Raw genomic sequence first — 18,474 nt, 5'->3', positions numbered from 1 at the left:
GAACATGCCTTCCCCGACCGGCAAGCCGGGTCAGTCTACGCAGGCCAGGGCGTCGATCTCCACCAGCATCTCGGCCCTCGGGAGCGTGCAGACCACCGTCGTGCGGCACGGGTAGGGCGCGGCGCCGCCGATCCGCTCGGCGAGGAACGCCTCGTAGACCTCGTTCATCGCGGCGAAGTCCCCGCGGTCGGCGAGGTACACGCGGAGCATCATCACGTCCGCGAACGCGGCGCCGCCCGCCTCGACGATCGCGGCCACGTTCTCGAGCGTCCGCCGCGTCTGCGCCTTCACGTCCCCCGGGTACAGGTACTCCCCGGTGGCCGGGTCCACCGGGCCCTGCCCGGAGACGGTGAGCAGCGGGCCCTTCCGCACGCCCTGCGGGAAGGCGTGCGCGGGAGCGGGGGCGGCGTCGGTGCGGATCGCGAGTTTCTCGGTCATATAGTGAAGATACCTTCCTATTGATTGCGGGGAACGATGGACACGACCCGGCTGGCCGCCCTCCACGACGAGGTCCTCGACTGGCGCCACAAGGGCATCCCCGCCGCAGCCCACGGCCTGACCATCGCCGAATGGCTGGCTTCGGGCCCCCCGCCCCCCACCCCCACCCACCCCGCCACTGCGCCGCCGCCCGCTCCCGCCCGCTCCACCCCGGGCGGCCCTGCCGACCCGATCGCCGGTCATGACCCGGCCCTCGCCCGGGGACCCGTCGCTCCGTCGGGCACCGGCGCCGCAGCCGACGCGCTCGCCCGTGTCCCCGGTGCCGGGCCGCCCCGCGGCGGCGGCCCGGCCGGGACCCGGCGGCTTACCACCGGTCCGCTCGCCGCCGAGCTCTCCACACCCGTCGTCACCCTCTCGGCGCAGGCCCTCGAACACAACCTCCGCGCCATGGCCGCGTGGTGCGCCGATCGGAACCTCGCGCTCGCCCCTCACGGCAAGGCCACCATGGCCCCCCAACTGTGGCGCCGCCAGCTCGAAGCCGGCGCCGCCGCCATCACTGTCGCCACCCCCTTTCAGGCCGGCGTGGCGCGCCATTTCGGCGTGCCGCGCATCCTCGTCGCCAACCAGATCGCCGATCCTGCTGCGCTCGCACGACTAAGCGTATGGGCGCAGAACGGCACCCACATCGCACTTTTTTCCGATTCCGAGGTGACCATCGACAGGGTTTCGGCCGCCGCGCTTACGACCATCGACGTAATCGTCGAGCTCGGCACCCCGGGCGGGCGGGGCGGGGCGCGGAGCGTCGAGGCCGCGCTCGCGGTAGCCGCGCGCGTCGCGGCCGCGCCGAACCTGCGCCTGGCGGGCGTCGCCGGATACGAAGGGTCGGTGGCGTCGGGCACCGACCCGGGTTCGCTCGCGGCCGTAGACGATTACCTCGGCGACCTCGCGACCCTTTACGCCGCCTTGGACTTCGAGACCGACCGGCCGGTGATCTCCGCGGGCGGCAGCGCGTACTTCGACCGGGTCGCGGCGGTCCTCGGGCCGCTCGCGGGCGAGGCCGAGGTGCTCCTGCGCTCCGGCTCCTACCTGGTCCACGACCACGGCTTCTACGCCCGCATGACCCCCGCCGCGCGCGGCGGCGACGGTCCCGGGTTCCGCCCCGCCCTCGAAGGCCGCGCGCAGGTCCTCTCGCGCCCCGAGCCGGGACTGGCGATCCTCGACGGGGGCCGGCGCGACTTCCCCTACGACCAGGACCTGCCGATCCCGTTGGGCCTCAAAGGGAGCGGATGCCCGCAGATCAGCGACCAGCACCTGTTCCTCACCGGCGCACCGGAGGACCTGGGCGTCGGCGACATCGTGCGGCTCGGCCTCTCCCACCCGTGCACCGGTTTCGACAAGTGGCGCCTGATCCCGGTCGTCGACGAGGAGACGGGCCGAGTGGTCGACGCGATCCGCACCTTCTTCTAGGCGCCCAGCGCCTCCCGGATCGCCTCGACCGCGGGCCGGTTGCCCGGCAGCCACGGGACCGAGTCGATCTCCTCGGGGAGGAGCCAGCGCAGCTCGGCGTGCTCCTTCGGGTGCGGTTCGCCGCTCGCGAGACCGGCGTAGTAGACGCGCAGCAGGAACCGGCCGCCGCCGGTGGCGAGGTCGCCGGTGACGCGGTCGCCGACCGTGATCTCGACGCCGAGCTCCTCGCGGCATTCGCGCCGGAGCGCCTCGGCCTCGGTCTCGCCGGGTTCGAGCTTGCCGCCGGGGAACTCCCAGAGGCCGGCGAGCTCGGGCGGGTAGGCGCGGGCCGCGGCCAGGACCGCGCGGCCGTCGCGGATCGCGGCGGCGACGACGATGCGGGGTCCGGCGGTGCTGGGTTCGCTCACCGGCCGGAGTCTAAGGCACGCCGGAAGCCCATGCGGCGGCTGGGAAAGGACCCCCGGTCTCGACGGTAGCCGGGAGTACCTGAAGGGGAGCTGAAGCGGCGCCTGACGGCTGTTGCCGGGATGAAGGCGTTTCGTTATCTTTCGTGCGAACAATGACGATGCGTGAACATCAATGAGCACCCTGTTGCTCATACGTTCGGCTGATCTTGCATGGACCGGGCGGTCAGGAATCGTGTCCGTCGGCACAGAACCAGACAAGAACTGTCCCTTGATAACCGGTATACCCGATTAATCCCGTTTGCCGGTCTGGACAGAAGCTGAACAACGCGGAAGACTCGGTTCAGAAATGATAAAGATCCGGCGACAATTCAGACACGAACGCCCCTCGTGCTGCCGGGTCGCTGTCAGACCAACCTTACTGATCGGTCGCGGTCCTGCTCCGGCAGGGCGCAGCTCTGCTGGACGCGGCACTTCGGAACGGCGACGACGAATGGCGACGGTGCCATGGGGAGAACGGAGCAAGACGACAACGTGCTGCTGGACGCATTGAGGGAGCTCAACGGTTGGGTAGCGGACGACGGCCGTCTCTCGCGGTCGCTGCCGCTCGACGACTCCCAGCACGCCGAGCTCGCCGAGCAGATCAAGATCTTCGCCGACACGCTCGGCGTCCACGCGGACGTGCGGCGCATCGGAGATGCCACGCTCATCGTGCTCGCCCGCGAAGAAGGCGGGTTCAGCCTCACCGACGTGACCTTCGCCGGCCGCGTCGAGACCGCCTACATCACCATCGCCGGAGACCTCGCGGCCGAGGAGACCCACCTCTCCAGAGGCCGCTTCCGCTGGCTCCGGCGAGGCGACTAGCCGCCGCAGGCGGCACAGGCGCGGCGGACCGCCGGGAACCCCACCTCCCGGCGATCCGCCGAACAAGCGAAAGGCCCGCACCAGGTGCGGGCCTCTTTGCTTGCACGGGTTCCCAGTTGGAGCGGAACGCCACTGCTCACACGTTGAAGCGGAACTCCACCACGTCGCCGTCGGCCATGACATAGTCCTTGCCTTCCATGCGGACCTTGCCGGCGGCCTTGGCCGCCTGCATCGAGCCGGCCTCCATCAGGTCGTCGAACGACACGATCTCGGCCTTGATGAAGCCGCGCTGGAAGTCGGTGTGGATCTCGCCGGCCGCCTCCGGGGCGGTCGCGCCCTGCTTGATGGTCCACGCCCGCGACTCCTTCGGGCCGGCCGTCAGGTACGTCTGCAGACCCAGCGTCTCGAAGCCGACGCTCGCGAGGCGGTCGAGGCCCGGCTCGGTCTGGCCGGTCGACTCGAGCAGCTCGCGCGCCTCCGCCTCGTCGAGGTCGATGAGCTCGGACTCGAACTTCGCGTCGAGGATCACGGCCTGCGCCGGGGCCACCAGCGCGCGCAGCTTCGCGGCCAGCTCCTCGTCGGCGACCTGGTCCTCGTCGACGTTGAACACGTAGATGAACGGCTTGGCCGTGAGCAGGTGCAGGTCGTACAGCAGCTCGGTGTCAAGCCCGGCGGCGAAGACCGTCCTGCCGCCGTTGAGGACCTCCTGCGCGGTCTGGACGGCCTCGAGCTTGGCCCGGGCGTCCTTGTTCATGCGCGCCTCGCGCTCCAGGCGCTTGAGGGCGTTCTCGACGGTCTGGAGGTCGGCGAGGATCAGCTCGGTGTTGATGGTCTCGATGTCGTCGACCGGCGAGACCTTGCCGTCGACGTGCGTGACGTTCCCGTCCTCGAAGACCCGCACGACCTGCGCGATCGCCGAGGTCTCGCGGATGTTCGACAGGAACTGGTTGCCCTTGCCCGCGCCCTCCGAGGCGCCCTTGACGAGCCCGGCGATGTCGACGAACGTCACCGTCGCCGGGAGGATCTTCTCCGAGTCGTAGATCTCGGCCAGCTTCGGCAGCCGGTCGTCCGGGACGGCGACGACGCCGACGTTCGGCTCGATCGTCGCGAACGGGTAGTTCGCCGCGAGGATGTCCGAGCGGGTCAGCGCGTTGAACAGCGTGCTCTTGCCGACGTTGGGCAGGCCGACGATACCGATGCTGAGTTTCACGAGAGTCAAGTGTAGGCGGGCCCGCGCCGCGCCCGTGCGGCGCGACCTCGGAAGGAGGGGGCGCCCACCGGGGGCGCGGGGGTTTCGGCGGCTGGTCCGGTCCCGCGGCGGGCGCCGCCGGCCTCAGGCGGCCAGGAGGCCGATCCCGAGCGTCAGGGTTCCCGCGGCGAGGCTCGCGGCGCCGGCGTAGAGGACCGCGATCGCCCGGTTCGGCTCGGTGCGGCCCTTGCCGGCCATCGCGGCGAAGAACCCGCCGGACATGAGGATCGCCGCGAGCGGGATCGCGGCGCGGGCGGTCCAGCCCCAGAACCCGTCCAGGCCGGTCGCGTCGGCCAGGACCAGCCCGATGAGGCTGAGGATGACCAGGACGCCGGCGTGGGCGTGCCCGGCGCGGGAGAACGACTTCTGGAATTCGGTGAAGGGCACCTTGCCGCTGGCGATCCGGACCAGGAAGGTGCCGCCGAACTCGATGGTGACGACGGTGAGCAGGACGATCCCGGCCAGGAGGCGGGAGGCGTCGCTCAGGGCGAAGGCGGACTCGAACATCGGGGCTTCCAATCTCGGAGTGCTGGTGGTGCACAGCGGTCTTGACATTGTCAAGTTATTGCATGGAGAATAGCGCGCAGTGGTTGACACTGTCAAGATCCGCGCTAGAGTGGTCCGCGTGACCGACCGCTACCACCACGGCGACCTCCGCCGGGCCCTCATCGACGCGGCCGTCGCGGCCGTGGCCGAGACCGGCCCGAGCGCCCTGAGCCTCCGCGCCGTCGCCAAGCGCGCCGGCGTCTCGCACGCCGCACCGGCCCACCACTTCGGCGACAAGGCCGGCCTCCTCACGGCCGTCGCCGCCGAAGGGTTCGACCGCCTCGCCGACGCCCTCGAACGCGCCTGGGCCACCACCGGCGACTTCTCGGCCGTCGGCGCCGCCTACGTCCGCTTCGCCATCGACCACCGGGCCTACTTCGCGATCATGTTCCGACCCGAACTGCTCCACGTCGACGACCCCGACCTCCTGCGCGCCGAGGCCCGCTCCGGCGCGGCCCTCCACCGCGGCTCCGGCGGCGCCGATCCGGACGCCGGCTTCAACGCCCGCGCGCTGGCCGCCTGGTCGCTCGCGCACGGCTTCGCCGAACTCCTCATCGCCGGGAACTTCTCCCGCGCGGTCATCGACGACCCCGAGGCGGCCTTCAAGGCGGTCGCCGCCGCCACCGGCATCGGCAAGGAGTAGGCCGGAGCAAGTAGGTTGCGCACAACTCGGTTGTGCGCTACGGTTCTCTACATGGACGCGACACCGAGACTCCGCGAGCAGGCCTGCTTCGCCCTGTACACCGCCTCGCGCGCGGTGATCGGGCTGTACCGGCCGCTGCTCGACCGGCTCGGGCTCACCTATCCGCAGTTCCTGGTCCTCATGGCGCTGTGGGAGACCGACGGCCGCACGGTCACCGAGCTCGGCGACGAGCTCCAGCTCGACTCCGGCACCGTCTCGCCGCTGCTCAAGCGCCTCGAAGCCGGCGGGTTCGTCGAACGCCGCCGCGAATCGGACGACGAGCGGCGCGTCACCGTCCACCTCACCGAAGCCGGCGCCGCGCTCGAGAGCCAGGGCTGCGACATCACCAGAGTCGTCGGCTCCGCCTCCGGCATGTCCTACGAGGAACTGGTCGCCCTGCGCGACAGACTCAACGAGTTCACCGAAGCGATCCGCACCCGCGAAACCACCACTGAGTAGCACCACCGAAGGGGAAACCACATGGAACCGCTGTACGTCGCGCACGCCGTCTCCTCCGGCGAGGGCCGCAACGGCCACGTCGCCACCGATGACGGCATCATCGACCTCGACCTCGCCATCCAGAAGGAGCTCGGCGGCCCCGGAGGCAAGGCCAACCCCGAGCAGCTCTTCGCCGCCGGCTACGCCGCCTGCTTCCACAGTGCACTCCAGGCCGTCGCCCGCACCGCGAAGGTCGACCTCGGCGCGTCCTCGGTGGAGGCCAGCGTCGGCATCGGCCAGGAGGGCGAGGGCTTCGCCCTCAACGCGATCCTCGAGGTCGCGACCCCCGGCGCCACCCGCGACGTGGCCGAGGGCCTCGTCGAGAAGGCCCACATGATCTGCCCGTACTCCAACGCCACCCGGGGCAACATCATCGTCGAGATCGACCTGGTCCAAGCGGCCGACGACTAGACGACCCCGAGGCCGGACCCCGTCCGGGAGCCGGCCGCCGGAACGCCGCGAGGGCCCCGCATCACCCGATGCGGGGCCCTCGCGCGCGAGCGCGGCCTATCCGGCCGCGCTCCCGCTCCTGCCCTTGCGGAAGATCTTGCGTCCCAGCCACACCAGCGGGTCGTACCGGTCGCCGGCGACGCGCTCCTTCATCGGGATGATCGCGTTGTCGGTGATCTTGATGTGCTCAGGGCACACCTCGGTGCAGCACTTGGTGATGTTGCAGTACCCGAGCCCCTGCTCGTCCTGCGCCGCCTCGCGCCGGTCGTCCCGCGCGTCGAGCGGGTGCATGTCGAGCTCGGCCGCGCGGATGAACAGGCGCGGCCCCGCGAACGGCGGCTTGTTCTCCTCGTGGTCGCGCACGACGTGGCAGGTGTTCTGGCACAGGAAGCACTCGATGCACTTGCGGAACTCCTGGCTGCGCTCCACGTCGACCTGCTGCATCCGGTACTCGCCCGGCTTCAGGTCGGCGGGCGGCGCGAACGCCGGCATCCGCCGCGCCTTCTCGTAGTTGAACGAGACGTCGGTGACCAGGTCGCGCACCACCGGGAACGTCCGCAGGGGCGTGATCGTGACCGGCTCGCCCTCCGCGAAGAGGTTCATGCGCGTCATGCACATCAGCCGCGGCATCCCGTTCACCTCGGCCGAGCACGAACCGCACTTGCCGGCCTTGCAGTTCCAGCGCACTGCCAGGTCGGGGGCGTGCTCGGCCTGGATGCGGTGGACGACGTCGAGGACGACCTCGCCCTCGTTGACGGCGACGTCGAACTCGGCGAAGTCGCCGCCCTCGGCGTCGCCGCGCCACACCCGGAAGGTCCTCGTGCTCATCAGGCGTCCTCCGCTTCCGTCGACCGGTATTCCTCAGGGGTCATGTACTTGGCCAGTTCACTCGGGTCGAACAGCCCCAGCAGCTCCGGCGTCATGGCCGGGACGTCCTGGCGCGTCAGCACCAGCTCGTCGCCGTCCAGCGAGGCCACCAGGTTGATCCGTCGCCACGCGGGGTCCATCCCCGGGGCGTCCTCGCGGGTGTGCCCGCCGCGCGACTCGTCGCGCTCCAGCGCGGCCTTCGCCGTCGCGACCGAGCACAGGTGCATGTTCCGCAGGTCGAGGGCGAGGTGCCAGCCGGGGTTGTAGGCGCGGCCGCCGGCCGCGGTGACGTTCGCGATGCGCGGCCGCAGCGTCTCCAGCTCGGCGAGGGCTTCCTCGAGCTCCTCGGCCCTGCGGATGATGCCGACGAGCCGGCCGTTGACCGCCTGGAGCGCGGCCTGCAGCTCGTACGGGTTCTCGCCGTCGTTCGCGAAGGGCCGCAGCGCGTCCTGCGCGGCCGCCGCGATCTCCTCCTCGGACAGCTCCGGCGCCGGGGTCACCGCGGCGTGCTCGGCGGCGAACTCCCCGGCGCGCTTGCCGAACACCAGCAGGTCCGAGAGCGAGTTCCCGCCGAGCCGGTTGGACCCGTGCATGCCCCCGGAGACCTCCCCGGCCGCGTACAGGCCGACCACCTTCGACGCGGCCGTCTCGGCGTCGACCTCAACCCCGCCCATGATGTAGTGGCAGGTCGGGCCCACCTCCATCGGCGCGGCCGTGATGTCGACGTCCGCGAGCTCCTTGAACTGGTGGTACATCGACGGCAGCCGCTCGGTGATGTACTCGGCGCTGCGCCGCGACGCGATGTCCAGGTAGACGCCGCCGTGCTCGGTGCCCCGGCCCGCCTTGACCTCCGAGTTGATCGCCCGCGCGACCTCGTCGCGGGGGAGCAGCTCGGGCGGCCGCCGGTTGTGGTCGGGGTCGGTGTACCAGCGGTCGGCCTCCTCGGGGTTGTCGGCGTACTGCGCCTTGAACACCTCGGGGATGTAGTCGAACATGAACCGCCGGCCCTCGGAGTTCTTCAGGACGCCGCCGTCGCCGCGGACCGACTCGGTCACCAGGATGCCGCGCACCGAAGGGGGCCAGACCATCCCGGTCGGGTGGAACTGGATGAACTCCATGTTGATCAGGCTCGCCCCGGCGCGCAGCGCCAGCGCGTGCCCGTCGCCGGTGTACTCCCACGAGTTCGATGTGACCTTGAAGGACCGGCCGATGCCGCCCGTGGCGAGGACGATCGCGGGCGCGGCGATCGCCATGAAGCGGCCCGTCCCGCGCCGGTACCCGAAGGCGCCCTTGACGGCGCCCTGCTCGACGAACAGCTCGGTGATGGTGGTCTCGTCGATGACCTGGAGCTTGTCGGGGCCTTCTCCGGCGGCCTCGTCGTCCTGCTGGAGCGAGACGAGCTTCTGCTGGAGGGTGCGGATGAGTTCGAGGCCGGTGCGGTCGCCGACGTGGGCGAGGCGCGGGTACTCGTGGCCGCCGAAGTTGCGCTGGCTGATCCTGCCGTCGGCGGTGCGGTCGAACAGGGCCCCGTAGGTCTCGAGCTCCCAGATCCGGTCGGGCGCCTCCTGGGCGTGGATCTCGGCCATCCGGTAGTTGTTGAGGAACTTGCCGCCGCGCATGGTGTCGCGGAAGTGGACCTGCCAGTTGTCGTTCGCGTTGACGTTGCCCATGGCGGCGGCCGCGCCGCCTTCGGCCATGACGGTGTGCGCCTTGCCGAACAGGGACTTGGAGATGACGATGACGCGTTTGCCCGCGAGGCGGGCCTCGACGGCCGCGCGGAGGCCGGCGCCGCCGGCGCCGATGACGAGGACGTCGCAGGCGAGGCGTTCGACGTCGTGGATGGCGTTGTCGCTCATGCGATTCCCCTTTACCCGATGAACCTGAGGTCGGTGATCCAGCCGGCGGCGACGGCCATGATGTAGAAGTCGGTGAGCGCCAGGGACGCGAGCGTGATCCAGGCCCACATCATGTGGCGGGCGTTGAGCGCGCTGGAGAGCGTCCAGAAGCGGTACCGGACCGGGTGCTTCGAGAAGTGCCGGAGGCGCCCGCCCATGACGTGGCGGCACGAGTGGCAGCCGAGCGTGTAGCACCACAGCAGGATCACGTTGGCCCACAGGATCAGGTTCCCCAGGCCGAGGCCGAAGCCGTCGGGGGAGTGGAAGGCCAGGATCGCGTCCCAGGTGTTGATGACGGAGATGAGGAACGCGGCGTAGAAGAAGTACCGGTGGAAGTTCTGGAGGATCAGCGGGAAGCGGGTCTCGCCGGTGTACTTCGCGTGTCCGTCGGGGACGGCGCACGCGGGCGGCGAGAGCCAGAAGGACCGGTAGTACGCCTTGCGGTAGTAGTAGCAGGTGAGGCGGAACGCGAGCAGGAACGGCAGGCTCAGCGCCGCGTACGGGATGAGCGGGTGGTCCGGCAGGAACCGTCCGAAGTGGGCGGATTCGGGGACGCAGCCGTCGGAGACGCACGGGGAGTAGAACGGCGTCAGGTAGTGGTAGTCGGCGACCCAGTAGTCGCCTTGGTAGAAGACCCGGAAGGTCGCGTACGCGACCCAGGCGGTGATGCCGAGAACCGTCAGGATGGGGCCCCGCCGCCAGTTGTCGATCCGCAGGTTCCGCGCCTTGATGGCGGCCCGCGGGGGCGACGAGACGGCACTGTCTTCGGTCGTGGTCATCAGCGCAGGATATCCCCGAAGCTGTGACGTAAGTCCATGGGGTACATCACAATTACGAGCTTTCCTCTTACTGGGGCTGTAGAGTGCAAAGTTTCGCGTGAGCGGTCGGGGCGTCCGCTGGGGCGCATGGGGCGGCCGCGCGCCGTTAGGCTTGGGGCCATGAGCGCACGCGGGATCCTGTTCGTCCACGCCCACCCCGACGACGAGACCGTCTCCACCGGGTCCACCCTCGCCCACTACGCCGCCAGGCCCGACGTCCGGCTCACCGTCGTCACCTGCACCCTCGGCGAGGAGGGCGAGATCCGCGTCCCGCACCTCGCGCAGCTCGCGGCCGACCAGGCCGACCAGCTCGGCGGCTACCGGTACTGGGAGTACCGCCAGGCCACCGCCGCCCTCGGCGTCACCGACACCCACTTCCTCGGCGGCGTCGGCCGCTGGCGCGACTCCGGCATGATGGGCCTGCCCTCGAACGACCACCCGCGCGCCTTCTGGGGCGCCGACGTCGACGAGGCCGCCGCCGACCTGGTCGCCGTCGTCCGCGACCGCCGCCCCGACGTCCTCGTCACCTACGACCCCGACGGGTTCTACGGGCACCCCGACCACATCCAGGCCCACCGCGTCGCGATGCGCGCCGCCGACCTCGCCGCCGACGCGTCGTACCGCCCCGACCTCGGCGAAGCCCACGAGATCCGCAAGGTCTACTGGACCACCGTCCCCCGCGCCGTCATCGAGGCCCAGTTCGCGGCCTTCGCCGGCGCCAGCGACAACCCCTTCGCCGGCGCCGCCTCCGTCGACGACCTCCCCTTCGGCTCCGCCGACGACGAGATCCACGCGTGCATCACGGCCGGCCCGACCGCCGCGCAGCAGAAGCGCGAGGCCATGGCCGCGTACGCCACCCAGATCGCCCCCGGCGACTGGCTCGACCTCCTCGGCGACAAGCTCGGCGACGGCGCGGTCGCCGCCGAGTACTACATCCTCGTCAAAGGCCGGCGCGGCCCCGGCGAAGGCCCGAACGAGTGGGAGTCCGACCTCCTCGCGTAGGACCCGGGCGTCCGCACGGCCGCCGTTCCGGCCCGTACGCCGCCCGCCGCGCCGCCGGGCTTCCGACGCGGCTCCGGCATCGCAAGGCCCTCCGCCGGGCGGGGGAACGGACTCGGATACCGCCCCGCCCACAGGACGGGCCTGACCGGCAGAACCGGAGCAGTCGCCTTCCCGTCGGTCCTCGCAGGATTCACGACGGCGGGCGCGGGTACCCACCCCGGCACTATGAACGAGTTCCTCACCCAGCTCGGGCCCGTCGCCCTCGCGCTCGCACTCGGCATCCTCGTCGGCGCCGAACGCGAATGGCAGGGCAAGCCCGCCGGCATGCGCACCCACGCGCTCATCGCCGTCGGCGCCGCCCTCTTCGTCCTCGCCGGCCGCTACGGCTTCGGCGGCATCGAACCCGGCACCCCCGGCGTCGACCCCGCCCGCATCGCCGCACAGGTCGTGACCGGCGTCGGCTTCCTCGGCGCGGGCGTCATCTTCTTCCACCGGAACCTCGTCTTCGGCATGACCACCGCCGCCTCGATCTGGTCCACCACGGCCATCGCGGTCTCCTGCGCCGCCGGCCTCTACTGGATCGCGGCCGCGGTCGCCCTCATGCACCTGCTCGTCGTCGCCGGCCTCGCCCCCGTCGAGGACATGATCGCCCGCCACGCCAAGCACTCCGGCCGGCTGCACCTGCGGTACACGACCTCCGCGGCCCTCACCGAAGCCCTCTCGACCTGCACCGAGCGCGGCTTCACCGTGGTCGAGATCGAGGAGGAGAACCACGACGGCGAGAGCGACGAGCGCTCGACGGACCTCATGCTCGCCGGCCGCGGCTCCATCAAGGAGCTGACCGCCCGGCTCAGCGCGAAGGAGGGCATCACGGCGGTCACCTTCCAGGAGCACGTCATCAACGGCGGCCTCTGAGCCGCGCCGACGCGACCGGCCGCCAGGAAGCCCCGGCAGCGCTGGACGCGCCGGACGCGCCGATCAGGGCTCCGGGTCGGGGTCCGGAGCCGACGGACCCGGCGTCCCCGACTCCGCGAGGACCCAGCTGCCGAGCAGGTCCATCGCCTCCCGCGACGACGTGCCGGCCTCGGTCGTGTAGAGGAAGAGCGCCTGGTCGCGGTCGCCGGGCATCGTGAACGTCTCGTACTGCACGGCCAGCTCGCCGACGACCGGGTGCCGCAGCCGCTTGGTGCCGAACGTCCGCTGGAAGACGCCGTGCTCCTCCCACCAGGCCCGGAACTCCGGGCTCTGCTCGACCAGCTCGGCGACCAGACCGAGGGCCAGCTCGTCGTCCGGGTAGGTGCCGAGGTCGAGCCGCAGGTTCTCCACGCAGGCCCTCGCGTGCTCGTCCCAGTCCATGAACAGGGCCCGCGCCTGCTCGCTCAGGAACATCCAGCGGGCGTAGTTGCGCTCAGGTGGCCGCATCGCGTTGAAATCGGCGAACAGCGCCCGCGCCAGGCGGTTGCTCGCCAGCACGTCGGTCCGCCGCCCCAGGATCAGCGCCGGATGGCCCTCCAAGGTGTCCAGGAGCTGGTGCAGGCCCGGCCGCACGCGCTGGACCGTCGGCCGGCGCCGGCGCGCCGCGCCCGCCGGAGCGCCGACCAGGTGGCCCAGGTGGGCCCGGCCGGTCCCGTCGAGACCGAGCGCCCGGGCGATGGCGTCCAGGACGCCGTCCGACGGTGTGATCCGGCGGCCCTGCTCCAGTCGCGTGTAGTAGTCGGTCGACACGCCGGCCAGCAGCGCCACCTCTTCGCGGCGCAGCCCCGGGACCCTCCGGATCCGGCCGTCGTGAGGGAGCCCGGCCCGCGCGGGGTCCACTTTGCTCCGAGCTCGCCGCAGGAAGTCGGCGAGCTCGCGGTTGACCGTCGTCATTCCTCCATCATGCCAGCGCCCCAAGTCCTCTGCCTGGGACTGCGAGTCCTAGGCGGCCGCGTCCCAGGGCTCAGAGGGCCTTTTGAGCGGCCCTGTCCGAGCCTTGCGAAGCCTAGGTTGGAGTCATCCCGCCGACGACCGCCGCCGGCGAGGCTCGAAAGGGAGTTCCCATGTCCACCATCCGTTCTGCCCAGGTCGCCGAAGTCGGCGGGTCCTTCGACGTGGTCGCCGGCGAGAGCGCCGAGCCCGGCCGGGGCGAGGTCCGCCTGACGGTGGAGGCGGTCGGGGTCTGCCACACCGACCACTACTTCATCAACGGCGGCTACCCCGTCGAGTGGCCCGCGGTGTTCGGCCACGAGATCGCCGGCCGCATCGACGCCCTCGGCGAGGGCGTCGAGGGCTGGAACGTCGGCGAGCGCGTCGCGGTCGGCTGGTTCGGCGGCAACTGCGGCCGCTGCGGCGCCTGCCGCGAAGGCGACTTCATCCACTGCGCCGAAGTCAAGGTGCCCGGGTGGCAGTACCCCGGCGGGTACGCCGACACGACCGTGGTGCCCGTCAGCGCGCTGGCCCGCATCCCCGAGGACGTGAGCGCCGTGGAGGCCGCGCCGCTCGGCTGCGCGGGGGTCAGCGCCTTCAACTCGCTGCGCCGCAGCGCCGCACGCGCCGGCGACCTGGTCGCCGTGCTCGGCATCGGCGGGGTGGGGCACCTCGGGGTCCAGTTCGCCGCCAAGATGGGCTTCGAGGTCGTCGCCATCGCCCGCGGCGAAGGGAAGGCCGACCTGGCCAAGCGGCTCGGAGCGCACCACTACATCGACTCCACCGCCGGCGACGCGTCCGCGCGGCTGCAGGAGCTCGGCGGCGCCAAGGTCGTGCTCGCCACGGCCATGAACTCGGCGGCGATGTCGGCCTGCGTCGACGGTCTGCGGGCGGGCGGCGAGCTGCTCGTCGTCGGCGCCGCGCCCGAGCCGATCGAGGTCAGCCCCTTCCAGATCCTGCCGACGAGCAGGACGATCCACGGGCACCCGTCCGGCACCGCCAAGGACGTCGAGGACACCATGCGGTTCGCCTCGCTGACCGGCGTGCGGCCGATGACCGAGACCTACGCGCTCGACGATATCAACGCCGCGTACGACCGCATGATCTCCGGCGACGCCCGCTTCCGCGTCGTCCTCACCACCGGAAACTAGCCACAGTGGACTGTTGATGCCTGGAGGCGAGAGGACCCCCTGGACCGCCGGGGGGTCCTCGGCCGTCGGTTGCTCGAAGCGCCGGGTCGTTCGGCCGGCCGAGGGTCCGATGGCCTGACCGGTCGCCAGTGGTGAAGGCCGTCGGTGGAAGGAGCCTTCCAGGCTGCTCTGCGGGGCGTGGCGGACCTGCTCTCACCGGACGCTCAGCCGCGGCCCGCTCCCACGACCTCGATCTCCGGTCCCTCGACACCGCTGGCGACCCGGGTTCGCGGGATCGGCGCCGATGTCGCACCATCCGGGCTCACCGGGATCGCGTCGGGCGCGGCGTCGTGGATGACCGGCAGCCTCGTCCAGCGCAGCAGGGTGCGGAGCTGGCCCGCGGCGCGCTGGTTCGCGGGGTCGACGCCGAAGCGCATGGCGGCTTCGAGCGCCCGGGTCTCACTTGAGAGGCGCATGGCGCGGCTGCGCTGGTCGGCGAGTTCGATGACGGCTTCGCGGCGGCCGGTCTCGGAGCGCACCACCAGGACCGGCCGGTAGCTGCCGGATCGCTCGCGCGCCGCGGCGCTGCCCGGCCGCGAACCGGGCACTCGCTCCAGGCGCACTTCCGAGCGGACCCGGGCGAGGTCGAAGACTTTCGGTGCGCGGCGTCCGGGCTTCACGACGGTCAGCTCGGTGCCGTCGAGGTACAGCAGTTCACCCGCGCCGGCCCGGAGCGCGTAGCCGAAACCGATGGGGCCGATCAGGAAGACGAGCCCGAACACGACGCCGGTGCCCTCGTACGACAGCCCGGTTCCGCCGCTGCTGCGGGCGGTCGAGCTGTGGTAGTCGGTCCACTCGAATCCGCCGTTCACGGTCCCCAGCACCACGGACACCGCGATCAGGGCGATCCCGAGGCAGGCCCCCACGATCCGCATGCGGCGGACGAAGATCGAGGTGCGCTCGGGGCCGAGGAGCGAGCCGATTCGCGACTCCATGCGCTGACCGCTGAATGACCTACCTGACATGGCGAGACCTGATCCCATCGGGCGGGGTTCGAAAGCCCGTCGATCCTAGCCGACGCACACCGGCCCGGCGGGCGCAGTGATCGGCGGGGCGGTGCGGGCGCCTTCGCGGGTCAGGGCGACCGGTAGGCGGTGCCCGCGTCGCCTGCGGTGTCGAAGGGGGCGTTGTCGTATCCGTCGAAGTCCTTGTACGCCACGACGTTCCGGTGCCGCAGGATCTTCAGCGCCCGCTGCCGGGCCTTCCGCAGGATCGCGATGTCGCTCGGCGACAGGGAGGCGACGTCCACCGCCGGTGGCTTCCCGGTGGCCCGCAGTCGGGCGTGGACGACGATGACGCCGACCGCGAACGCCGCCAGCAGGATGAACGGTACGGCCAGTGCCGCGTTCGAGGCGGCCTCCCATCGCCGGACGAGCGCCGCCCCGAGCGACAGCGCCGCGATCACGACGATCATCACCGCGATGCCGTTCAGGGTCCGGTCCCACTGCCGGTAGGGCGTGAGCGCCCACGGCACGAAGAACCCGAGGATCGCGCAGGCGGACAGGCCGGCGCCCGCCCACGCCACCGGGAGCAGCGCCGCATTGTCGACGGCGCCGGTGAGCATGATGAGACCCAGCGCCACGGCCGCGCACAGGGAGAGAATCGTGAAGGCGAAGCCGGCCGCGGCGACCGCCCTCCCCAGGGCCGTGCGCCGGTACCAGCGCCCCGCCAGCGTCAGCTCCACGTGCGCGTAGTCGAGCACGACCCGGTTCAGCGCGCCGATGTCGAACGGGGTGAAGCTGTCGTGGATCGTCGCCCATTCGCTGGGCTGGACGGCGGCGGCCTTGGGCATCAGACTTCCTCGATCTCGGTGGCGGCGGGCATGCGGGTCTCAGCCTTTCGCGTCGAATTCGCGCCAGCCGACGTGGCGCCGCTCGAGCACCCGCCGCCATTCGCGATCGCTGAGGCCGTCGAGCTCGTTCCAGTACCCCAGTGGCATCTCGCCGACCCGGATCCGGTCGGCATCGTCGAGGTCGACCAATCCGCGGTGGACGACGACCTCCAGCAGCCGCTGGCGCGCCTTCACGGCGCGCGCCCGCCGGTCGCCCCTCGGCCCGCGCGGCGGGGGCCTGCGGTGCTTCGGCCGCCCTTCGGGTTTCGAGAACGCGCCGAGCACGAACGTCACCGTTCCGATGACGGCGGTCGCGATGATCAGCAGCGGCAGCCAGCCCTCAGCGGTGACGGGCGAGCGCGCGAGCACCGCCCAGGAGGCACCGGCGGCGAGCGCGCTCGCTCTGGAGACGACGAGCAGCACCGGGCTCCGGCGCCGCGTCTGGAACCACATGCTCAGGTACGCGCCGACGCTGGCCGCCCCGAGCCCGTACAGGAGCGTCGCGGAGGAGAGCCAGTCGTCGGCGGCCGCCTGGCCGTCCTGGGCGGCGGCGGCCGCGATCGCCGCGAAGCCGGCCACAGCGCCGCCGAGGGTCGGCGCAGCGAGGATCGCGATGAGGGCCCAGGCGATGACGCCGACCAGGCGCATGACGAAGGATCCGGGCAGCGGCGGGTAGTCGCGCGAGAGCACCGCCGCCTCGGCCTCGCCCCAACTGAACGGCTGCGGGAACGCCATGTCCCGGGCCCAGGAGTCGACCGCGTCGCGCGCCCATTCGCATTCGGCCGCATCGGTCTTGCGCGCCCAGGCCTCGACCGGCTTCGCGAGCCCCATCGCCACTCCTACTCCAGGCCGCAACCACTGGCAGAACGTGAATGACATTCAAGTGCATCAGTGAACTGCGCCCCGTTTGGTCGCGTATTCGAACACGTTGACGCAGGTAGTCGCCCTGCATGAGGCGTTGGAACGGCGATTGGGCGCGCCGATCGGCCAAGTTGCGTCCAGTCCCGCCTCCGCCGAGGAGCCGCGCCAGCCGCGCTCGCTGCACCAGCGCCTGACTCCAACTCAGATCGAGGCGCTGGTGGCGGCATATCGCGCTGGCGTGCGCCAGCCGATACTGGCCGAGCGTTACGGCATCGGCCTGACCAGCGTCAAGAAGTTGATTCGCGAGGACCGTCAGGCAGATCCAGCCCGGTGAGTGGGAGATCGTTCTTAGTACCGGCTTTTCGCTTGGCGGCAGCATCGAGGACGACTTGAGGGAATACGGGATTTGGCGAGCCTGCCACCTTCGCGAGGGAGCTTGCAATGCGGGCGGCGTCGCGGCCGACGCCGCGGATGCTGGCGGAGGAGAGGCTTCGTTGCCATTCGAGGCCGACGAAGCCCAGTCCCGGCAGGCTGGTGGCGATGCCGCTCCGGTGGCGTGGGTGTCCGTGCTGGTCGAGGAGGTTGAGTCCGGTGAGGTAGTCGAGGGCGGGGCGGTAGCCGGTGGCGAGGATGATCGCGTCGACTTGCTCGGTGGTGCCGTCGCTCCAGTGGACCCGGTCGCCGTCGAGGCGGGCGAACATGGGCCGGTGGTCGGGGCGTCCCCCTGTGATGGCGCGGCGGTAGCGGCCGGTGTCGAGGACCGGGACGGTGGGCGGGTGGGTGAGGAAGCGTCCGATGGGGGCGGTGTCGAGGCCGGTGATGGTGTACCAGAAGTGCAGGTCCCGGCCGAGGGGTCGTTGGGGTGCGAAGCGGAGCCTCCCGCGGGTGGTGACGGTGACCCGCGCGCGTTCGGCGAGTTCGACGGCGATCTGGATGGCGGAGTTGCCGCCGCCGACCACTATGACGCGTTGCCCGGTGAGAGGTTCGGGCCTGCGGTAGTCGGCGGCGTGGAGGACGGTGCCGGTGAAGGTGTCGAGGCCGGGGAGTGCGGGCCGGTGGGGGTTGGTGAAGCCGCCGGTGGCGGCGACGACGGTACGCGCGTGCAGGGCGCGGCCGTCGGCCAGGTGCGCGGTGAAGATCCCATCGTCGTGCGTGAGGGTCTGCACGCGGTGGCCGGTGCGGAGGTCGGCGTCGAGGCGCTCGGCGTAGGCGGCGAGGTAGGCGATGACCTCGTCGCGGTGGGGGTACCGGTCAGGCTCCCCGGGGAAGGGCATGCCGGGCAGGGCGGAATAGCGGGCCGGGGAGAACAGGGTGAGCGAGTCGTAGTAGTTGGGCCATGCTCCGGTCGGGGCGTCGCCCGCTTCGAGGAGCACCGGTGCGATCTCTTGCTGGCCAAGGGCGTGGGCGGTGGCGAGGCCGGATTGCCCGGCGCCGATGACGAGGGTGTCGATGAGGTCCATGCCCGCATCATATCGTCATTCCACGATTTCATGAAATGACGATATGA

Annotated in this window: 20 protein-coding genes and 1 pseudogene; 9 read left to right on the top strand and 12 right to left on the bottom strand. The window is 71.3% G+C overall.

Annotated elements, in window-relative coordinates; translation table 11 throughout:
• Positions 1-30: 30 nt before the first annotated feature.
• On the bottom strand, positions 31-438 hold the full coding sequence (locus GFD30_RS15325; RefSeq protein ID WP_153026072.1) for a RidA family protein: 408 nt from the start codon (positions 436-438) through the stop codon (positions 31-33).
• 36 nt (positions 439-474) lie between these two features.
• Here GFD30_RS15325 and GFD30_RS15320 point away from each other — a divergent pair, with 36 nt between their 5' ends.
• Positions 475-1,905 carry an alanine racemase gene (locus GFD30_RS15320; RefSeq protein WP_153026071.1) on the top strand — a complete coding sequence of 477 codons (1,431 nt, stop codon included), beginning with the start codon at positions 475-477 and terminating at the stop codon, positions 1,903-1,905.
• On the opposite strand, the gene GFD30_RS15315 is transcribed toward GFD30_RS15320, so the two are convergent.
• On the bottom strand, positions 1,902-2,312 hold the full coding sequence (locus tag GFD30_RS15315) for a (deoxy)nucleoside triphosphate pyrophosphohydrolase (protein WP_322633275.1): 411 nt from the start codon (positions 2,310-2,312) through the stop codon (positions 1,902-1,904). The genes GFD30_RS15320 and GFD30_RS15315 overlap by 4 nt on opposite strands.
• Before the next feature lie 504 nt (positions 2,313-2,816).
• Between GFD30_RS15315 and GFD30_RS15310 the strand changes: the two genes are divergently transcribed.
• A complete protein-coding gene (locus GFD30_RS15310; RefSeq protein WP_153026069.1) occupies positions 2,817-3,173 on the top strand; it encodes a pterin dehydratase in 357 nt (118 codons plus the stop codon).
• A 136-nt stretch (positions 3,174-3,309) separates the two neighbouring features.
• Here the strand turns inward: GFD30_RS15310 and ychF are convergent, their stop codons facing one another.
• A complete protein-coding gene (ychF, locus tag GFD30_RS15305) occupies positions 3,310-4,383 on the bottom strand; it encodes a redox-regulated ATPase YchF (RefSeq protein WP_322633274.1) in 1,074 nt (357 codons plus the stop codon).
• Between the two features lie 123 nt (positions 4,384-4,506).
• Positions 4,507-4,929: a hypothetical protein gene (locus GFD30_RS15300; protein ID WP_153026067.1), complete on the bottom strand. Its 423-nt coding sequence runs from the start codon at positions 4,927-4,929 to the stop codon at positions 4,507-4,509.
• 118 nt (positions 4,930-5,047) lie between these two features.
• Here GFD30_RS15300 and GFD30_RS15295 point away from each other — a divergent pair, with 118 nt between their 5' ends.
• The 3 genes from GFD30_RS15295 to GFD30_RS15285 are packed head-to-tail and all read left to right on the top strand — an operon-like array spanning position 5,048 to position 6,559.
• Positions 5,048-5,611: a TetR/AcrR family transcriptional regulator gene (locus tag GFD30_RS15295; protein WP_322633273.1), complete on the top strand. Its 564-nt coding sequence runs from the start codon at positions 5,048-5,050 to the stop codon at positions 5,609-5,611.
• Between the two features lie 51 nt (positions 5,612-5,662).
• Positions 5,663-6,109, top strand: coding sequence for a MarR family winged helix-turn-helix transcriptional regulator (locus GFD30_RS27955; protein WP_153026066.1), 447 nt, complete (start codon positions 5,663-5,665; stop codon positions 6,107-6,109).
• A gap of 21 nt (positions 6,110-6,130) precedes the next feature.
• Positions 6,131-6,559, top strand: a complete 429-nt coding sequence (locus tag GFD30_RS15285) for an organic hydroperoxide resistance protein (protein WP_153026065.1) — start codon at positions 6,131-6,133, stop codon at positions 6,557-6,559.
• Between the two features lie 117 nt (positions 6,560-6,676).
• On the opposite strand, the pseudogene GFD30_RS15280 reads toward GFD30_RS15285, so the two are convergent.
• The 3 genes and pseudogenes from GFD30_RS15280 to GFD30_RS15270 all read right to left on the bottom strand — a co-directional run.
• Positions 6,677-7,426, bottom strand: a pseudogene (locus GFD30_RS15280) (succinate dehydrogenase/fumarate reductase iron-sulfur subunit); the annotation flags it as partial.
• Positions 7,426-9,321, bottom strand: a complete 1,896-nt coding sequence (locus GFD30_RS15275; RefSeq protein WP_153026063.1) for a fumarate reductase/succinate dehydrogenase flavoprotein subunit — start codon at positions 9,319-9,321, stop codon at positions 7,426-7,428. The pseudogene GFD30_RS15280 and the gene GFD30_RS15275, both read right to left, overlap by 1 nt.
• Positions 9,322-9,332: 11 nt before the next feature.
• Positions 9,333-10,139, bottom strand: coding sequence for a hypothetical protein (locus GFD30_RS15270; protein WP_153026062.1), 807 nt, complete (start codon positions 10,137-10,139; stop codon positions 9,333-9,335).
• A 159-nt stretch (positions 10,140-10,298) separates the two neighbouring features.
• On the opposite strand from GFD30_RS15270, the gene mshB reads away from it, so the two are divergent.
• Positions 10,299-11,180: an N-acetyl-1-D-myo-inositol-2-amino-2-deoxy-alpha-D-glucopyranoside deacetylase gene (mshB, locus tag GFD30_RS15265; protein WP_153026061.1), complete on the top strand. Its 882-nt coding sequence runs from the start codon at positions 10,299-10,301 to the stop codon at positions 11,178-11,180.
• 225 nt (positions 11,181-11,405) lie between these two features.
• Complete coding sequence (locus GFD30_RS15260; RefSeq protein ID WP_153026060.1) at positions 11,406-12,095, top strand: MgtC/SapB family protein; 690 nt, start codon at positions 11,406-11,408, stop codon at positions 12,093-12,095.
• Positions 12,096-12,158: 63 nt separating this feature from the next.
• Here GFD30_RS15260 and GFD30_RS15255 read toward each other — a convergent pair whose 3' ends face one another.
• Positions 12,159-13,049 carry a helix-turn-helix domain-containing protein gene (locus tag GFD30_RS15255; RefSeq protein WP_153026059.1) on the bottom strand — a complete coding sequence of 297 codons (891 nt, stop codon included), beginning with the start codon at positions 13,047-13,049 and terminating at the stop codon, positions 12,159-12,161.
• A 170-nt stretch (positions 13,050-13,219) separates the two neighbouring features.
• On the opposite strand from GFD30_RS15255, the gene GFD30_RS15250 reads away from it, so the two are divergent.
• The gene (locus tag GFD30_RS15250) at positions 13,220-14,236 is read left to right on the top strand and encodes an alcohol dehydrogenase (RefSeq protein WP_153026058.1); all 1,017 of its coding nucleotides are present in this window, start codon (positions 13,220-13,222) and stop codon (positions 14,234-14,236) included.
• A 203-nt stretch (positions 14,237-14,439) separates the two neighbouring features.
• On the opposite strand, the gene GFD30_RS15245 is transcribed toward GFD30_RS15250, so the two are convergent.
• The 3 genes from GFD30_RS15245 to GFD30_RS15235 all read right to left on the bottom strand — a co-directional run bounded on the left by GFD30_RS15245 (position 14,440) and on the right by GFD30_RS15235 (position 16,937).
• Positions 14,440-15,210 carry a hypothetical protein gene (locus GFD30_RS15245; RefSeq protein ID WP_153026057.1) on the bottom strand — a complete coding sequence of 257 codons (771 nt, stop codon included), beginning with the start codon at positions 15,208-15,210 and terminating at the stop codon, positions 14,440-14,442.
• A gap of 140 nt (positions 15,211-15,350) precedes the next feature.
• On the bottom strand, positions 15,351-16,067 hold the full coding sequence (locus GFD30_RS15240; RefSeq protein WP_153026056.1) for a hypothetical protein: 717 nt from the start codon (positions 16,065-16,067) through the stop codon (positions 15,351-15,353).
• 39 nt (positions 16,068-16,106) lie between these two features.
• On the bottom strand, positions 16,107-16,937 hold the full coding sequence (locus GFD30_RS15235) for a hypothetical protein (protein WP_153026055.1): 831 nt from the start codon (positions 16,935-16,937) through the stop codon (positions 16,107-16,109).
• A 97-nt stretch (positions 16,938-17,034) separates the two neighbouring features.
• Here GFD30_RS15235 and GFD30_RS15230 point away from each other — a divergent pair, with 97 nt between their 5' ends.
• Complete coding sequence (locus GFD30_RS15230) at positions 17,035-17,301, top strand: hypothetical protein (protein WP_153026054.1); 267 nt, start codon at positions 17,035-17,037, stop codon at positions 17,299-17,301.
• Here the strand turns inward: GFD30_RS15230 and GFD30_RS15225 are convergent.
• Complete coding sequence (locus tag GFD30_RS15225) at positions 17,255-18,427, bottom strand: flavin-containing monooxygenase (protein ID WP_153026053.1); 1,173 nt, start codon at positions 18,425-18,427, stop codon at positions 17,255-17,257. The genes GFD30_RS15230 and GFD30_RS15225 overlap by 47 nt on opposite strands.
• Between the last annotated feature and the right edge of the window lie 47 nt (positions 18,428-18,474).

The organism is Glycomyces albidus (genome assembly GCF_009451885.1).
In the GTDB taxonomy this organism is placed as follows: Bacteria; Actinomycetota; Actinomycetes; order Mycobacteriales; family Micromonosporaceae; genus Glycomyces; species Glycomyces albidus.
This window is presented reverse-complemented; position numbering and strand designations above follow the sequence as displayed.

What these genes read in the sequence shown, in the direction of transcription:
- GFD30_RS15325 (WP_153026072.1), bottom strand. Translation starts at nt 438, where the DNA reads ATGACCGAGAAACTCGCGATCCGCACCGACGCCGCCCCCGCTCCCGCG.
- GFD30_RS15320 (WP_153026071.1), top strand. Translation starts at nt 475, where the DNA reads ATGGACACGACCCGGCTGGCCGCCCTCCACGACGAGGTCCTCGACTGG.
- GFD30_RS15310 (WP_153026069.1), top strand. Translation starts at nt 2,817, where the DNA reads ATGGGGAGAACGGAGCAAGACGACAACGTGCTGCTGGACGCATTGAGG.
- GFD30_RS15300 (WP_153026067.1), bottom strand. Translation starts at nt 4,929, where the DNA reads ATGTTCGAGTCCGCCTTCGCCCTGAGCGACGCCTCCCGCCTCCTGGCC.
- GFD30_RS27955 (WP_153026066.1), top strand. Translation starts at nt 5,663, where the DNA reads ATGGACGCGACACCGAGACTCCGCGAGCAGGCCTGCTTCGCCCTGTAC.
- GFD30_RS15285 (WP_153026065.1), top strand. Translation starts at nt 6,131, where the DNA reads ATGGAACCGCTGTACGTCGCGCACGCCGTCTCCTCCGGCGAGGGCCGC.
- GFD30_RS15275 (WP_153026063.1), bottom strand. Translation starts at nt 9,321, where the DNA reads ATGAGCGACAACGCCATCCACGACGTCGAACGCCTCGCCTGCGACGTC.
- GFD30_RS15270 (WP_153026062.1), bottom strand. Translation starts at nt 10,139, where the DNA reads ATGACCACGACCGAAGACAGTGCCGTCTCGTCGCCCCCGCGGGCCGCC.
- mshB (WP_153026061.1), top strand. Translation starts at nt 10,299, where the DNA reads ATGAGCGCACGCGGGATCCTGTTCGTCCACGCCCACCCCGACGACGAG.
- GFD30_RS15260 (WP_153026060.1), top strand. Translation starts at nt 11,406, where the DNA reads ATGAACGAGTTCCTCACCCAGCTCGGGCCCGTCGCCCTCGCGCTCGCA.
- GFD30_RS15255 (WP_153026059.1), bottom strand. Translation starts at nt 13,049, where the DNA reads ATGACGACGGTCAACCGCGAGCTCGCCGACTTCCTGCGGCGAGCTCGG.
- GFD30_RS15250 (WP_153026058.1), top strand. Translation starts at nt 13,220, where the DNA reads ATGTCCACCATCCGTTCTGCCCAGGTCGCCGAAGTCGGCGGGTCCTTC.
- GFD30_RS15245 (WP_153026057.1), bottom strand. Translation starts at nt 15,210, where the DNA reads ATGGAGTCGCGAATCGGCTCGCTCCTCGGCCCCGAGCGCACCTCGATC.
- GFD30_RS15240 (WP_153026056.1), bottom strand. Translation starts at nt 16,067, where the DNA reads ATGCCCAAGGCCGCCGCCGTCCAGCCCAGCGAATGGGCGACGATCCAC.
- GFD30_RS15235 (WP_153026055.1), bottom strand. Translation starts at nt 16,937, where the DNA reads ATGGGGCTCGCGAAGCCGGTCGAGGCCTGGGCGCGCAAGACCGATGCG.
- GFD30_RS15225 (WP_153026053.1), bottom strand. Translation starts at nt 18,427, where the DNA reads ATGGACCTCATCGACACCCTCGTCATCGGCGCCGGGCAATCCGGCCTC.